Raw genomic sequence first — 13,725 nt, forward strand, 5'->3', positions numbered from 1 at the left:
GTAGCAGGCGGTCTCGATCTCGGTCGGGGTGCGGTAGTCGAGTATGCCGTGGACCCGTTCGGTATCGAACCAATGCACCCATTGCACGGTGGCCGCTTCGACGTCTTCCCGGCCGGTGTTCTCCGACAGAACGCGACAGATCGGTTCGATCCCCCAGCGGTGCCTGTGTTCGTCGATGAACACAGGCGATTACTTCAGTCGGCGTGGGGCCACCTCCCACTTGCGGGGGACGAACTCCGCCTTCGCGAAAAACACTGTGGCAGAGCGAAGTATCTCCATCAACTGCCGTAGTTCGCGGTTCTCTTTCTCCGGACGGCGGATGCGCGCTTCGGCATCGACCGGCTCGGTCGGGAGCTCGTCGTCTTCGGCTTTGCGCACCCAGGTCCGCAGGGCTTCCTTGTGGACGCCGGTCTGCTCGGCGATCCGGTTGATGGCGCGCCGGTGCGGGTGTCGGGGTCACGGCGGGCTTCGACGGCGAGTCGGGTCGCTCGCTCACGCCAGTTCCTGAGGGTATTTATAGTTCGCCATGATGAGCCTGGGGTGATCCTTCCGGGATGCCTGGCTCACCCTCGATGAGATCAGGGACGATTCAGTAATCATGCTCGACGATGACGTGATCGCCGTGCTCAGCACGGCGTGGCGTCGAACCGCTGGATGGGGCGCGGTCTATCGAGCGCGCGTGGCAGTCGCCGCGCCTTCCGCACGAAACGGCAGGACGTGGCATCGGCTGCTGCGGCGTTCAGCCTCACCCCGAGGCGTGAGCGTTGCGCCAGGCCGCCCACACCTGGGGACGGAGCCGGCCACGATCGGGGACCTTCATGCCCTCGCCGCGGGCCCACGCGCGTACGTCGGCGGTGGACGGTTCCGCGGTGGGAGCGTCCTTGTGCTGCGGTGTGATGCGGTCACACGCCGCGTCCTCGACGCCGGTCCACTCGTGCGCGGCGGCGAGATAGCGGTAGGTCCACTCCTCGGCGAGCTGACGAGTCTCGCAGAACACGATCGGCACACCGGGGTAGCGGACCTGCAGCTCGGCGAGACCGTCCGCGATCATCGCCGGCCGGACCCGTTCGAACTTGAACACCGCCGAGTAACGGTCTTCGACCACCACTGCGGCGCGGGGCAGGGCAGCGAGCTCGGCCATCGCGAAACGCAGCCTCCCGCTGGTCAGGCTGCCTACCAGGTCGGCCAACGACTTGCGTTCGACCGAGGCGACCAACCGGTCGTCGACGAGCAGACCGTAGTCTCCGCACGCCAGCGCACGGCGGACGGTGTCGACCTGCTGCCCGGGGAATTTGTAGGGGTAACGCTCGTGGGAATCGACGACGATCGTCAGTTCGGCGATGCCGGCGGCTCGGGCGGTGGGGGTGCGCACATTCGGACGTGCCTGCTTCCGAGTGCGCGGGGATTGCCAGAACACGGCATCGCGCCCCCGAGCTTGGGTGAACACGATCTGCGACCGGTTCTCCCGTCCCCGGTCCAGGACCACGTCGATCGCGGCGCCGCGACGCACACACGAACGCAACCGAACCTGCTCGACGATCTCGGGGTCCTCAGGCCACTCGTCGGCCGGAACGGGATAGCAGAACAGGGCTTTGGTACGCGGCCAGGTGTCGGAGGTGCGAAACACCAGTCCGTCCGACAGGGGCAGGCGCAGCAGGAACGGCAGCCGTGATTCCGGGTCCGGGTTGCGGGCGATCACCATGTCCACGAAGTTCGGCGGCCTTTCGCTCGGCGATACATACCGAGCAGTGTCCGATACCGATCGCCCGCCGACAAGCCTGCCGGACACGCGTGTGCGAGGCAGGAATGCATCGGGTGGACGCGACAGAAACCGGTCGTCGATGAAAGGTCCTGCCAAATGTCCGACAAGAGCAGAGGTTCGGCCGGGCAGAAGCGCGCCGCGAAAGCCAAGAAGCGAGCGCAGAAGAACCAGGGGACGGTGGTCTCGCTCGCAGATCGCTCTCGCCGAACCGCGGTCGACGAGTACCAGCGGCTCATACCCATATTCCATGCGTGGCTGCTCGACAGCGGAATAAGCACCGGGGTGGAGATGGCCGCGGCGCACGTCGTCGGTGTCGGGCAGGCAGTGGACTTACTCGCTCAGGACACGATCCGGTTCTCGGCGACCGCGTGGCGCACATCGGACATCGACCATCTGCTCGAGGTGGTGCCGGGCGGTGAACAAGACCGGCTTCTTATCGCCGGTGAGGTGGCGGTATATCTCCTGTTCCTCGGCGAGTCGGGGTTGTGGACGGGCTCGGATGCCGACTTCGAGGACTGTATCGAGACGGTGGACGAGTACATCGACCTCGACGATGACAGGCAGACGATCTGGGATCAGCACTTCCGAAGGTGGGTTCGAAGCTGACCTACGAGTACGACTTCGGTGACAGGTGGATCCACGAGATCGTCGTCGAGGTGATCGGTGATATCGAACCGGACGCTCCACGCGCGGTATGCACGACCGGGCGTGGCATGGCACCCGCCGAGGACTCGGGGGGATCGTGGGGTTGGGAGCACCTCGTCGAGACAGTCAATGATCCGACCGCAGACAAGCACGAGGACATACGCGAGTGGCTTGGTTTGGAACCCGGGGAACGTGTCGATCCGAAAGCGTTCGACCTCAACGTGCCGAACGGACGGTTGCGGCGGTTGTTCCGGTAGAACCGGATGACTCGTCGGGCCGCCGGACTCGTCGGCGTACACACCTCACGGCTCACCCAGGCGAGATGCTCGCGCGAGCGACGCGTCGGTTCGATGATGAGGATGCCCCGCCGATCGAGGCGGAGGTCCCCGACGTCGAAGCCGACGCCGTCGGTGAGCAGGTCGACCAGATGCGTCGCGCGGCGCTCGCGGGGGCGGCCCTCGCGAGCGGACTTGTCGCGTTGACCGGATGCGGCGACCAGCCGCGCGACGCTGCGGCAGTGTCCACCTCGTTCAGTGGCCGGGTCGTCACCGGCACCAGCACCGATTTGGGCAGCATCGCGCTCGGCTGGGGAGATACGCACTCGGACACCGAGATCACCACACCTCGACCGGACGAAATCACCGCGCGCTGCACCGGCCACGGCGATGACCTGGCCGTCGAGATCACTGCTCCGCACGGGTGGACGATCCGCGCTGCGTGCGGCTCGCCGGTACTGACGGTGGGCAACACCGACCATCGGCAAGGATGTGTCTGCGGTTGCTCAGTCAGAAGTGATAATCCTGCCCGGATTCGGTCGTCGGACCGTGGATCGGGTCAGTAGTGGTAGCGGGCGGCGATGATGACCAGGGCACCGTCGATGACCTCGTAGACCAGGCGGTGTTCTTTGTCGATACGTCGAGACCACAGTCCTGACAGGGCATGTCTGAGCCGTTCGGGTTTGCCGATCCCCGAGTACGGGTCTCGTTGGCAATCCCTGATCAGCTCGTTGACACGCTTGAGCAGTTTTCTGTCGGTCGAGGTCCAGAACTGGTAGTCGTCCCAGGCTTCGTCGGTGAAGGTGATGTTCACTCGATGAGTTCCCTTTCGGTGTGTTCACCTCCGCGAGCTCTCTGCATGCTGGCGAGCAGTCGTCGGGCGTTGGCCGGAGACTGCATCAGGTACGAGGTCTCGAGCATGGCGTCGTAGTCATCCTTCGACATCAGGACGGCATTGCCCCGCTTGGATACGATTTCCACAGGGGTGTGGTCCTTGTTGACCTGTTCGAGCAGCGGAAAGAAGTTTTTTCTCGCTTCGGTAGCAGTGATGGCAGCCATAGGTACTCCTTCCCCGAAGTCTCTCGGCCCAGCTCTTGAACCGGTACATTAAACGGTACCACTTCGGTACGGCATTCGGTACCAAAAGGTGTGAGGTGCGGCTTTCGTTTCCTCTGCTCGTCCATCTGCCGGCGCTGCGCTCCGGGTGCACGCACGCTGGCTCGTCCACCATCGACATCGACACCACCGACGGCGACACCCCCGCACGAATCCTTACCTTCAGCGGACCGCCGATCGGCGAACCCGTGGTGCTCGGCGGACCGTTCGTCATGAACACCAAGGTGGAAATCACCAATGCATTCGAGGACTTTCACGCCGGTAAATTCGGCGACATCCCCCGCCGGTCCCGACTGCAGTACCTCTGATCGACCTTGTCATTGCCGGTGGCGCCGCCAGCGATCGATTCCTCGACGGTAAGCCCGTCGCTCTACTCATCACCCGCGGCGGCTCTTACGGCGCCGGCGCCCCGCGCGACGGCTGGGATCACAGCACCGCGTTCCTCGTCCGAATCCTCGGCGACCTGTGGGGTGGCGACGTCACCGTGATCGGACGCGATTCACACTCGTCGGCGTGAATCCCGCCCTCGACCAGTTCGCCGAGACCGCAGCGACTCTGGAGAAGGACGCGCGGGAAACTGCCGACATGGCCCCGGACCCGGCCCGCCGTCCGGCTGCGCCCGAGCTGGAGGTCATCGTCGTGCGCGTTCCCCTCGTCCGCCGATCGCTATCGAGCCCGGCGGGGAACATTTCGTCGGGTTCCTCCATCTCGGTGCTGCACTCACTTGCTTCAAGAAGCCGTCCACATGAGACACACTCTCTTAACCTGGACTCCATGACGCGCCCCATTCGCATCGGACTCCAACTACAGCCCCAGCAGCAACCCGATTACGGCGTCATCCGCGACACCGTGCTCCGCGCCGAGGACGCAGGCGCCGACATCGTGTTCAACTGGGACCACTTCTACCCGCTCTACGGCAACCCCGACGGCGCCCACTTCGAGTGCTGGACGATGCTCGGCGCCTGGGCGGAGCAGACCGAGCGCGTGGAGATCGGCGCACTGGTCACCGGTGGCGGCTACCGCAATCCCGATCTGCTCGCCGACATGGCCCGCACCGTCGACCACATCAGCGGCGGTCGTCTCATCCTCGGCATCGGCTCGGGCTGGTTCGAACGAGATTACGACGAGTACGGCTACGAGTTCGGCACCAAGGGCTCCCGCCTCGACCTGCTCGCCGAGTACATGCCCCGCATCGTGAATCGCCTCGGCAAGCTGAACCCGCAGCCCACCCGGCACATTCCCATCCTCATCGGTGGCGGCGGCCCGAAGAAGACGCTTCCGATGGTCGCGAAGTACGCGGACATCTGGCACAGCTTCGGCGAGATGGAGACCCACGCCGAGAAATCCGAGATCCTCGCGCAGCGCTGCGCCGAGGCCGGTCGTCGACCCGAGGACATCGAACGGTCCACCTCGTGGCCCGGCGCCGACGCGGCCCCGTCCTATGTGGAGCTCGGGATCACGCAGTTCACGGTGGGTGTCGGTGGTCCCGACTACGACCTCACCGAACTGCGCGAAGCCATCGCGTGGCGAGACGACAACTCCGCACCCCCGCTGACGGGGCTGAGCTGATCCCGGCCCGTGCCGACGGACCCTGAGCCGAGCACAGTACGTCGGTAGCATCGGTGGTGCATGTCGAACGCACCATGGCTACCGCCCTGCACCGCCGACGACTGGGACGACGGTCGGCGGCGGCGACGTCTCCGCGATACCCGCGCCGGTCATCACTGGGTACGGTTCGGCCGGCTTCGACGAGCCCTCGCGCGCACCGCCGTCGCGGCGCTCCCGCTCGTCGCCCTGTTCACCCAGTACTGGGCATGGGACGTCGCGCCGGTCCGTGAGCGACTCGCTCTCACGCAGCCACAGCTACATCCGATCCACGACGCGGCGACGCGGGAGGACCGCGACACGGCGGTCGTCGACCTGGTGGGCCTGGGCAACCTCGACGCGACCGAGACCGCCACGGCACTGCCCGCACTGAGCGAACTCGGGCAGGTGTGGGCGGTCGAGTACGACAACAGCGGTCTCGACACCGCCGTCGTCAGCCGCCTGATCCGCGAGCGTGCCGCGTGGTCCGGGATCGAGAACATCGTGCTCACCGGGCACAGCATGGGTGGGATCATCGCCCTCGAGGTCGCCCAGCACCTGTATCAGGACACCGATCTCGAGGTGACCGGCGTGATCCTGGACTGCACGCCGCTCGACCTGCACGCCGTGCGGGCCGACGCGCGCGACGCCGGTGAGGACCTGTTGCGCTGGATCGGCTGGCTGCCCGGCGCGCGGGAGAGCCGCAGTATGCGGATGCTCGTCGAGGTCGTCGCCCGCATGGACCGTTTCGTACTTCCCTCGGACCGGTGGTACCGCCGTATCGACACCGAAGAGTTGCACGACGTCGCGGTCGAGGTGCTCCACGACAAGATCTTCTCCACCGACGCCGCGAGCAACGGACTGATCGAATCGCAGTTCCGGGCGATCGTCGCCTCCGGTGCGGTCGACAACCTGCGGGCACTCGCCGACGAACGCGACGACAAGATCCGTCCCGCCGTGGTGTTCCTCCGGCCCCGGAACGCACTGTCCGACAACGTCGTCGACGTCGAGTACAGCCACCGGATCCTGATCGACCAGTCCGGCGGTGTCGACGGCACGCTGCTGGTGTCGAAACTCGACCGCACCGGACACGCCAATCCCATCCAGGCTCCCGCCGAATACAACACGGCGATCACCGACCGGGTGGTGCCGTTCGTCGACGGCCGGCCCGGCGAGGTCGAGGACGAGGACGAGCAGTCGCGGGACGAGGAATTCTCCGATGGCAACCGTCCCGGCCTACGGCCGATCGTGGATCTCGACCGCATCGCCCCGGGCTGACCTCGGCCCGTTCTGTGACCGCCGTCTCACGGCCGCCGAATGCTCATCGGGTGTTCACCTTCTCGTTCCGTCCGACTCGCCTGACGCTCCTACGGTTCCGGCGTCGAACCGATTTCCGAGGAGAACGTTGTGGCCCGTAGAGTCCTGCCCTTGTTCGTCACGCACGACGGCATATCGTCGCGCTCGAACATCACGTGCAAGTACAAGTGCGGGGATGCCTGTTCGCACGCCGTCCCGAACACCTCCCGCGGTGAATACTTCGGCGACATCGTGCGCGCCGCCGTCTCGCGTCGCGGGGTCCTGCGAGGCGGTGCTATGGCCGTGCTCGCCGTCGGCGCCGGTGGTGTCCTGACGGCCTGTGCGGACGACTCCGCTGCGGCCGCCGGCAGTGACGCCGGGGCGGCGGGAGATCTCGGGCCGGTGCCCGACGGCACCAACTTCACGGCGGTCGCGCCGAACACCGATGACGCGGTGACGGTTCCGGAGGGGTACGAGAACGACGTCGTCATCCGCTGGGGCGATCCGGTGCTGCCCGATGCCCCGGCCTTCGACATCGGGAACCAGACGGCGACCGCGCAGGAGAAGCAGTTCGGGTTCAACAACGACTTCGCCGGCCTGCTCCCGGTGGACGGCCGACCCGACACCTACCTGCTCGTCGTCAATCACGAATACACCACCGAACCCTTCATGTTCGCCGACTACGATGCGGACGACCCCACCGAGGAACAGGTGCGCATCGGCATCGCCGGTCACGGGATGTCGGTCGTCCAGGTGAAGGGCGAGCCCGGGACCGGCCGCCTGACACCGGAATTCGGTGAATACAACCGTCGTATCACCGGAACCACCGAGTTCCTCCTCACCGGACCGGCCGCGGGCAGCGGCCTGCTGAAGACCACCGCCGACCCGACGGGCACGCGGGTCTCGGGGACGTTCAACAACTGCGCCGGCGGGCTCACCCCGTGGGGCACCGTGCTGTCGGGCGAGGAGAACTTCAACCAGTACTTCGCCAACGCTGAAAGCGTCACCGACCCGGTCGTCGCCGAACGTCTCGCCCGGTACGGACTCGAGGGCGCCGACACCGAACGGAAGTGGGAACGATTCGACCGGCGCTTCGACATCGCCACGGAACCCAACGAGGTCAACCGGTTCGGGTGGATCGTCGAGATCGATCCGTGGGATCCGAATTCGGTGCCCGTCAAGCACACCGCACTGGGACGGTTCAAGCACGAGGCGGCCACCGTCCACATCACCGACGACGGCACCGTCGTGTCGTACAGCGGTGACGACGAACGCTTCGACTACATGTACAAGTTCGTCTCGTCGCGGAAGATGCAGCCCGGAAACTCGCGAGCTGCGATGCGGCACAACATGACCCTGCTCGACGCCGGCACGCTCTACGTCGCGAAGCTCAGCGGTGACCATCCGGACGAGATCGACGGATCCGGAACACTTCCCGAGGCCGGCGAGTTCCGCGGCAGCGGCGAGTGGATCCCGCTGCTGCGCGCGAACGAGGACGGCAGCGCCGAGTCGCTGGTCGACGGCATGAGCGCCGAAGAGGTCGCGGTGTTCACCCGCCTCGCCGGCGACCGGGTGGGCGCGACGAAGATGGATCGCCCCGAGGACTTCGAACCGAATCCGGTCTCCGGCAAGGTCTACGTCGCACTCACCAACAACACCAAGCGCGGCGTCGACGGCGCCGCGCCGGCCGACGAGGCGAATCCGCGCGAGAACAACAAGAACGGTCAGGTCCTCGAGATCGACGACGACCACGCGGGTACGTCCTTCACGTGGAGGCTGCTGCTCGTGTGCGGGGACCCGAACGAGGCCGACACTTACTTCGGCGGCTTCGACAAGTCGCAGGTCAGTCCGATCTCGTGCCCCGACAACCTGGCCTTCGATTCGTACGGCAATCTGTGGATCTCGACCGACGGCAACGCACTCGGCTCCAACGACGGATTGTTCAGCGTCGTCCTCGACGGTCCGCGTCGCGGTGAGACGAAGCAGTTCCTCACCGTGCCGATCGGCGCCGAGACGTGCGGGCCGATCGTGCAGGACGGCCGGGTCGTGGTGTGCGTCCAGCATCCCGGGGAGACCGACGACGCGTCGTGGGCGTCGCCGGCCTCGCACTGGCCCGACGGAGGCGACTCCCAGCCGCGTCCCGCCGTGGTCGCGGCGTGGAAGTCCGACGGCGGACGTATCGGGGTCTGACACCTCGTGCGTGGTTCCGGTCGCGCTCGCTCCCGGAACCACGCACGGGTCATCCGAGCCAGTCCAATACCGCTGCGGCGGTCCACGACTGCTGCATGCTGCCGAGCGGGTCGCCGGTGAACGGTTCGTAGTACTCGGCGAAGGTGCCGTCGCTCGCCTGCCGGAGTCCTTCCGCGCGAAGCACGTTGGCCCGTTCGGCCCAGCCACGACGGGCGAACGCCCACGAGAACAACCACGTCATCACGGGCCACACCGGTCCGCGCCAGTACTCGCGGGGACGGAAGTCGCCCGAGACGGGGGACGTCGACGGCGGTACCGCATAGCGAAGATCCGGATGCCCGCAGAACTTCGGCCCTTCGAAGGTGCGCAGCAGCGCCCTCTCGGCCTGCCGGTCGAGACCTCCGCACAGCAGTGGCGCGAACATCGCGAGAGTGTCGGTGGCGACCCACTTCCCGCTGCGTAGATCGAAATCCTTCGCCGCGCCCGTGCGGGAGTCGGTCGTGGTGATCACGCCCTTCCGGAACCGCTCGGCCCACTGATACAGCTCGCGCACATCCGCGTTGGGACGGGAATGCTCCTCACCGATGGTTGCAAGCACCTCGCACGACAGCGAGAACACCGCGCTGACGAAGACGTCCTCGACCGCGAAGCTCATGGCCTTCGCGAGCACGCTGTCCTCGTAACGCGCCGTCTTCATCTCCTCGAGCAACCACAGATAACGCGCGTATTCACGGTCGGTGGGTCGCTGGGTGGCGTCGGCGACGTGCTCGAGATCCTCGCGGTGGAAGGGCGGCACCGGACCGGCGATAACGTTGGCGTACGCCGTATCCCAGCGCGGGGAGTTGTCCATGCCCGACTCCCACCCGTGGTACAGCGCGATGCGGCCGTTGCCGTCGAGATCGCGTGCGTGCGAGAGCCAGCGGTGCCACCGCACGAGATCCGCCCACCGGCGATCCAGGAACTCCTCGGCGACAGCACGTGTCGAGCGGCCGTGCCGTCGTGAATGCTCGAGGATGCGCTGTACGGCGATGGCGTGCACGGGAGGCTGTGTGATACCCGAGGTCTGCACCTGCGCCGGTGCGTGCGCGGCCAGTTCGGAGACCGCCCAGCGCGCCGGGCCCGGGAAGTAGCCGTCGACACCGTTGGCGAAGACGATGTGTGGGATCATCCCGTTCTTCCACTGCGCCGAGAGCAGGGTGTCGAGTTCGACCACCGCCCGTTCGACACTGAGCGGCGCGAGCCCCACGGCGACGAACGCCGCATCCCAACTCCACATGTGTGGATAAAGCTTGGGAGCGGCACTCGTCATGGCGCCCAGGTCGTTCCCACGCAGCAGGTACGCCGCGCGTGCGGCGAGCTGTGTGGAGGTGAATCCTCGGTCCGGCATGGCCCCATTCTCTGTGCTGCGGACGGATCCGCACGACGAGGGCCGCAGCTGTAACAGCGCCGACACATTTCGCGCCGGCGCTGTGTCGAGCTGTGCTGTATCGATGTGTCAGGGATGGTCAGTGCGCGGAGGGCAGGAAGGCCGTCGAGCCCGACAGGTCGCCCGGGCGGTGGGAGGCCGGGGCGAGCAGGCCGCGACGCTCGAGGATCGGACGCACGCCCTCACCGAAGCGGTAGGCCTCCTCGAGATGCGGGTAGCCCGACAGCACGAAGTGGTCGAGTCCGATCTCGGCGTACTCGGCGATGCGGTCGGCGACCTCCTCGTGGGAACCCACGAGCGCGGTGCCCGCGCCACCACGGACGAGTCCGACGCCCGCCCACAGGTTGGGGGAGACCTCGAGGCTGCGGGCGTCCTTGCTCGCGGCGTAAGCGCTGCCGCCGCCGTGCAGCTCGACCATCCGGCGCTGCCCCTCGGAACCGGAGCGGGCCAGGCTCTGCTGGGCCTTCTCGATGGTCGCGGGGTCGAGCGCGGAGAGCAGGCGGTCGGCCTCGGCCCAGGCCTCGTCGGAGGTGTCCCGGCTGATGACGTGCAGGCGGATGCCGTAGTCGAAGGTGCGTCCCTGGATGTCGGCAAGGCCGCGGATCCACGCGATCTTGTCGGCGACGGCGGCCGGCGGCTCACCCCACGTGAGATAGGTGTCGCAGAACTGCGATGCGACGGTGCCGGCGGCGGGAGAGGACCCGCCGAAGAAGAGCGGCGGCACCGGATCGGGGATGCGCTGGAGCTGGGCGTTCTCGACCTGGATGTATTCGGCCTGGAAGTCGACCGGGCCGTTGCCCGCCCGTGTGTGAATGTGTCGGACGTGGTTGGCGTCGCCGGGTTGCACGCTGTCCACCACCGGGAATCGAGTCCGTGACCACGCTGTCACAGCCCAGTTCCGCACCCGAGTCCGATCTCGATCGTCGCAGGAGACTACGCACCGTGGTCGCGGCGAGCCTGCTCGGCACCACGGTGGAGTGGTACGACTTCTTCCTCTACGCGACGGCTGCGAGCCTGGTGTTCAACCAGCTGTTCTTCCCCGACCAGAGTTCGTTCGTCGGCACGATGCCTCTGATCCGAGGCAAACGAGCCGGTACTAGGCTCGTCGTATGAGCAGGCAACGAGGTGGCCGCGCCGCATCGTCGCCGCGCAAGGAGAAGACGGGTGCACCGGGCGGCCCGGCCGAGGGGTTGTACGACATCGACACGGGTACGTGCGAGCTCGTCAAGGACCGCTATCTCGCCGACGGATGGGTCCTCGAGATCAACGGGGTGCCCAGCTCGCACATCGACCTGAGCGACCCGGCCCTGCTCGAGTTCGAGTACATGCGGTGGATCGCGATGCTCGTCGAGAGCAGGTTCGAACACGACTCGAGATTGCGCGTGCTGCACCTCGGTGGGGGTGCGTGCACGATGGCGCGCTACTTCGCCGCGGTCTACCCCGACGCTCGGCAGGTCGTCGTCGAGATCGACGGTCGCCTCGCCGAACTCGTCCGCCACTGGTTCGATCTGCCCCGCGCTCCGTTGCTGCGTATCCGGGTGGGGGAGGCCCGTCAGGTCCTCACCTCGCTCTCCGACGCGAGCCGCGACGTGATCGTGCGGGATGTCTTCGCCTACAACCGCACTCCCGTCGCACTCACCACCCTCCAGTTCACACAGCACGCCCGACGCGTGCTCGCGCCCGGCGGTGTCTACGTCGTCAACTGCGGCGACTTCCGCGACCTGACCGTCGCGAAACGTGAGGCCGCGACGATCGGTGAGGTCTTCGAGCACACCGTGATCATCGCCGACCCCGCGATGTTCAAGGGACGCCGCTACGGCAACGTCGTCATCGCCGGCAGCGACCTGCCGCTCGGTGACTCCCCGGCCCTGGCCCGCGACCTGCTCGGCGGAGCCGTCCCCGCGCAGATCCGGCTGGGTGACCAGGTCGAGAAGTTCGCCGCCGGGGCGCGCGTGCTCGACGACAGCGAGGCCACCACACCGCCCGGAACAAAGAGCACGGGCACGTAGTTGCACGGGTCATGACGTCAGCAGCCCCTACTCCGGTACTCCAGGTCTTCCGGCTCGGTATGCCCTGGCAGACGATCGATCCCTTCCTGTTCGTCGCACACCACGTCGACGCGTATCCGGCGGGCAACGACGAGCTCGGACCCGACGCGTCGCTCGACGGCCGCCCGATCGGCCAGGACTTCGGCAACCCGGCGGGCTGGAGCATGTACCACGGCACCACCGTCCCAGGATTCCCCGGCCACCCGCACCGCGGCTTCGAGACGGTGACCTTCGTGCGCTCGGGTTTCGTCGACCACTCCGATTCGGTGGGTGCGGCGGCGCGTTTCGGTGAGGGCGACACGCAGTGGCTCACCGCCGGCAACGGGGTCGTCCACAGCGAGATGTTCCCTCTGCTGAACAAGGATTCGGACAATCCGCTCGAGTTGTTCCAGATCTGGCTGAACCTGCCCGCCGAGTCGAAGACCGTCGATCCGCACTTCTCGATGCTGTGGAACGAGGACACCCCCACCGTGACCGTCTCGGACGAGGACGGACGCACCGTCTCCGTCCGCGTCATCGCCGGTGTGCTCGACGACGTGACTCCGCCGCCGCCCCCGCCGAATTCGTGGGCGTCCCGACCCGGCACCGACGTGGCGATCTGGAACATCGACCTGTCGTCCGGTGCGCGCTGGGAACTGCCGGCCGCGCGCGGTGAGCAGACGCAACGGGTCCTGTACGTGTACAATGGTTCCCCCGTGCGGATCGGTGACCGGACGATCGAGTCCGGGCACGGGGTCGTCGTCGACGCGTCGGTGCCGGTGCACCTCACCGGCGGCGACGAGGGCACGCAGATCCTGATGCTGCAGGGTCGCCCGATCGGCGAACCCGTCGTCTCGTACGGCCCGTTCGTGCTCAACGACGAGACGGGTGTCCGCCAGGCGTTCGAGGACTACCGCCGCACCGGATTCGGCGGATGGCCCTGGGACAGCGACGGTCCCGTGCACGAACGTGACGCCGGCCGGTTCGCGCGGTATCCCGACGAGAAGCTCGAGCAACGCTGACGGCGTGCGCAGATCCTGTCGATTTCCGGCGGGATCTGCGACGAGAACTACTCGTTCGACGGCTGCACATCCGGGACGAGGTACTCGGAGACCTCCATCGACCGGATCTCCCGGGCCTGATCGTCGTCGGGTCCGCTGCCGCGGAAGTCGTCGAGGTGTGCCTGTGACTCCCACCGTTCGTAGATGCAGACGCGGTCGGGCTCGATCAGGTCGGCGGTGACAGCGAAGTCGAGGCAGCCCGGCGCTCTACGGGCGGCCTCGACGACGGACCTGCAGGTCGCCAGATAGAACTCACGCCTGTCGGCGTCGACGGTGAGATGTCCTGCGACGATGATCATGAATTCCCTCCTGTGGTCACTGCCTCGTCGTGGATAGGACCTGC

The 13,725-nt window shown here is 66.8% G+C and carries 15 protein-coding genes and 2 pseudogenes; 10 read left to right on the forward strand and 7 right to left on the reverse strand.

The annotated features are described in order from the left end of the window. Nucleotides 1–189: 189 nt before the first annotated feature. Together AC6CID_RS08480 and AC6CID_RS08485 are read right to left on the reverse strand one after the other, a co-directional pair. Nucleotides 190–432, reverse strand: coding sequence for a transposase (locus tag AC6CID_RS08480; protein WP_082331778.1), 243 nt, complete (start codon nucleotides 430–432; stop codon nucleotides 190–192). A gap of 313 nt (nucleotides 433–745) precedes the next feature. Further along, nucleotides 746–1,702, reverse strand: a complete 957-nt coding sequence (locus AC6CID_RS08485; protein WP_019290518.1) for an ERCC4 domain-containing protein — start codon at nucleotides 1,700–1,702, stop codon at nucleotides 746–748. A gap of 156 nt (nucleotides 1,703–1,858) precedes the next feature. On the opposite strand from AC6CID_RS08485, the gene AC6CID_RS08490 reads away from it, so the two are divergent. From AC6CID_RS08490 to AC6CID_RS08500, 3 genes are all read left to right on the forward strand, one after another. Beyond that, nucleotides 1,859–2,368, forward strand: coding sequence for a hypothetical protein (locus tag AC6CID_RS08490; RefSeq protein WP_498353827.1), 510 nt, complete (start codon nucleotides 1,859–1,861; stop codon nucleotides 2,366–2,368). After that, entirely contained in the window at nucleotides 2,353–2,664 is a 312-nt protein-coding gene (locus AC6CID_RS08495; protein ID WP_498353828.1) for a plasmid pRiA4b ORF-3 family protein, read from the forward strand. The genes AC6CID_RS08490 and AC6CID_RS08495 overlap by 16 nt, the downstream gene beginning before the upstream one ends. 65 nt (nucleotides 2,665–2,729) lie before the next feature. Further along, nucleotides 2,730–3,248: a hypothetical protein gene (locus AC6CID_RS08500; protein ID WP_498353829.1), complete on the forward strand. Its 519-nt coding sequence runs from the start codon at nucleotides 2,730–2,732 to the stop codon at nucleotides 3,246–3,248. On the opposite strand, the gene AC6CID_RS08505 is transcribed toward AC6CID_RS08500, so the two are convergent. Both AC6CID_RS08505 and AC6CID_RS08510 read right to left on the reverse strand, forming a co-directional pair. Continuing rightward, a complete protein-coding gene (locus tag AC6CID_RS08505) occupies nucleotides 3,242–3,496 on the reverse strand; it encodes a Txe/YoeB family addiction module toxin (protein WP_498353830.1) in 255 nt (84 codons plus the stop codon). The two genes, AC6CID_RS08500 and AC6CID_RS08505, sit on opposite strands and share 7 nt — an antisense overlap. Then, on the reverse strand, nucleotides 3,493–3,741 hold the full coding sequence (locus AC6CID_RS08510) for a type II toxin-antitoxin system Phd/YefM family antitoxin (protein WP_019290515.1): 249 nt from the start codon (nucleotides 3,739–3,741) through the stop codon (nucleotides 3,493–3,495). The genes AC6CID_RS08505 and AC6CID_RS08510 overlap by 4 nt, the downstream gene beginning before the upstream one ends. Before the next feature lie 95 nt (nucleotides 3,742–3,836). Between AC6CID_RS08510 and AC6CID_RS08515 the strand changes: the two genes are divergently transcribed. The 4 genes from AC6CID_RS08515 to AC6CID_RS08530 all read left to right on the forward strand — a co-directional run bounded on the left by AC6CID_RS08515 (nucleotide 3,837) and on the right by AC6CID_RS08530 (nucleotide 8,868). Continuing rightward, complete coding sequence (locus tag AC6CID_RS08515; RefSeq protein ID WP_019290514.1) at nucleotides 3,837–4,106, forward strand: pirin-like C-terminal cupin domain-containing protein; 270 nt, start codon at nucleotides 3,837–3,839, stop codon at nucleotides 4,104–4,106. A 466-nt stretch (nucleotides 4,107–4,572) separates the two neighbouring features. Next, nucleotides 4,573–5,367, forward strand: coding sequence for an LLM class F420-dependent oxidoreductase (locus AC6CID_RS08520; RefSeq protein ID WP_006550857.1), 795 nt, complete (start codon nucleotides 4,573–4,575; stop codon nucleotides 5,365–5,367). Nucleotides 5,368–5,427: 60 nt separating this feature from the next. Continuing rightward, entirely contained in the window at nucleotides 5,428–6,660 is a 1,233-nt protein-coding gene (locus AC6CID_RS08525; protein ID WP_019290511.1) for an alpha/beta fold hydrolase, read from the forward strand. Between the two features lie 129 nt (nucleotides 6,661–6,789). Further along, nucleotides 6,790–8,868, forward strand: coding sequence for a PhoX family protein (locus AC6CID_RS08530; RefSeq protein ID WP_033098483.1), 2,079 nt, complete (start codon nucleotides 6,790–6,792; stop codon nucleotides 8,866–8,868). 49 nt (nucleotides 8,869–8,917) lie between these two features. Here AC6CID_RS08530 and ggh read toward each other — a convergent pair whose 3' ends face one another. Next, the gene (gene ggh / locus AC6CID_RS08535; RefSeq protein ID WP_006550860.1) at nucleotides 8,918–10,255 is read right to left on the reverse strand and encodes a glucosylglycerate hydrolase; all 1,338 of its coding nucleotides are present in this window, start codon (nucleotides 10,253–10,255) and stop codon (nucleotides 8,918–8,920) included. Between the two features lie 118 nt (nucleotides 10,256–10,373). Continuing rightward, nucleotides 10,374–11,096, reverse strand: a pseudogene (locus tag AC6CID_RS08540) (LLM class flavin-dependent oxidoreductase); the annotation flags it as partial. A gap of 71 nt (nucleotides 11,097–11,167) precedes the next feature. Between AC6CID_RS08540 and AC6CID_RS08545 the strand changes: the two are divergent. The 3 genes and pseudogenes from AC6CID_RS08545 to AC6CID_RS08555 all read left to right on the forward strand — a co-directional run. After that, nucleotides 11,168–11,362 (forward strand): annotated as a pseudogene (locus tag AC6CID_RS08545) (MFS transporter); the annotation flags it as partial. A 41-nt stretch (nucleotides 11,363–11,403) separates the two neighbouring features. Then, nucleotides 11,404–12,303: a spermidine synthase gene (locus tag AC6CID_RS08550; protein ID WP_006550863.1), complete on the forward strand. Its 900-nt coding sequence runs from the start codon at nucleotides 11,404–11,406 to the stop codon at nucleotides 12,301–12,303. Nucleotides 12,304–12,362: 59 nt separating this feature from the next. Further along, a complete protein-coding gene (locus AC6CID_RS08555) occupies nucleotides 12,363–13,343 on the forward strand; it encodes a pirin family protein (RefSeq protein ID WP_498353848.1) in 981 nt (326 codons plus the stop codon). Nucleotides 13,344–13,390: 47 nt separating this feature from the next. Here the strand turns inward: AC6CID_RS08555 and AC6CID_RS08560 are convergent, their stop codons facing one another. Beyond that, nucleotides 13,391–13,681: a putative quinol monooxygenase gene (locus AC6CID_RS08560; protein ID WP_006550865.1), complete on the reverse strand. Its 291-nt coding sequence runs from the start codon at nucleotides 13,679–13,681 to the stop codon at nucleotides 13,391–13,393. Between the last annotated feature and the right edge of the window lie 44 nt (nucleotides 13,682–13,725).

The organism is Rhodococcus sp. GQ147 (assembly GCF_059759155.1).

Coding starts and splice junctions, on each gene's coding strand:
- AC6CID_RS08490 (WP_498353827.1), top strand. CDS start 1,859: ATGTCCGACAAGAGCAGAGGTTCGGCCGGGCAGAAGCGCGCCGCGAAA.
- AC6CID_RS08485 (WP_019290518.1), bottom strand. CDS start 1,702: ATGGTGATCGCCCGCAACCCGGACCCGGAATCACGGCTGCCGTTCCTG.
- AC6CID_RS08510 (WP_019290515.1), bottom strand. CDS start 3,741: ATGGCTGCCATCACTGCTACCGAAGCGAGAAAAAACTTCTTTCCGCTG.
- AC6CID_RS08500 (WP_498353829.1), top strand. CDS start 2,730: ATGCTCGCGCGAGCGACGCGTCGGTTCGATGATGAGGATGCCCCGCCG.
- AC6CID_RS08550 (WP_006550863.1), top strand. CDS start 11,404: ATGAGCAGGCAACGAGGTGGCCGCGCCGCATCGTCGCCGCGCAAGGAG.
- AC6CID_RS08520 (WP_006550857.1), top strand. CDS start 4,573: ATGACGCGCCCCATTCGCATCGGACTCCAACTACAGCCCCAGCAGCAA.
- AC6CID_RS08555 (WP_498353848.1), top strand. CDS start 12,363: ATGCCCTGGCAGACGATCGATCCCTTCCTGTTCGTCGCACACCACGTC.
- AC6CID_RS08560 (WP_006550865.1), bottom strand. CDS start 13,681: ATGATCATCGTCGCAGGACATCTCACCGTCGACGCCGACAGGCGTGAG.
- ggh (WP_006550860.1), bottom strand. CDS start 10,255: ATGCCGGACCGAGGATTCACCTCCACACAGCTCGCCGCACGCGCGGCG.
- AC6CID_RS08525 (WP_019290511.1), top strand. CDS start 5,428: ATGTCGAACGCACCATGGCTACCGCCCTGCACCGCCGACGACTGGGAC.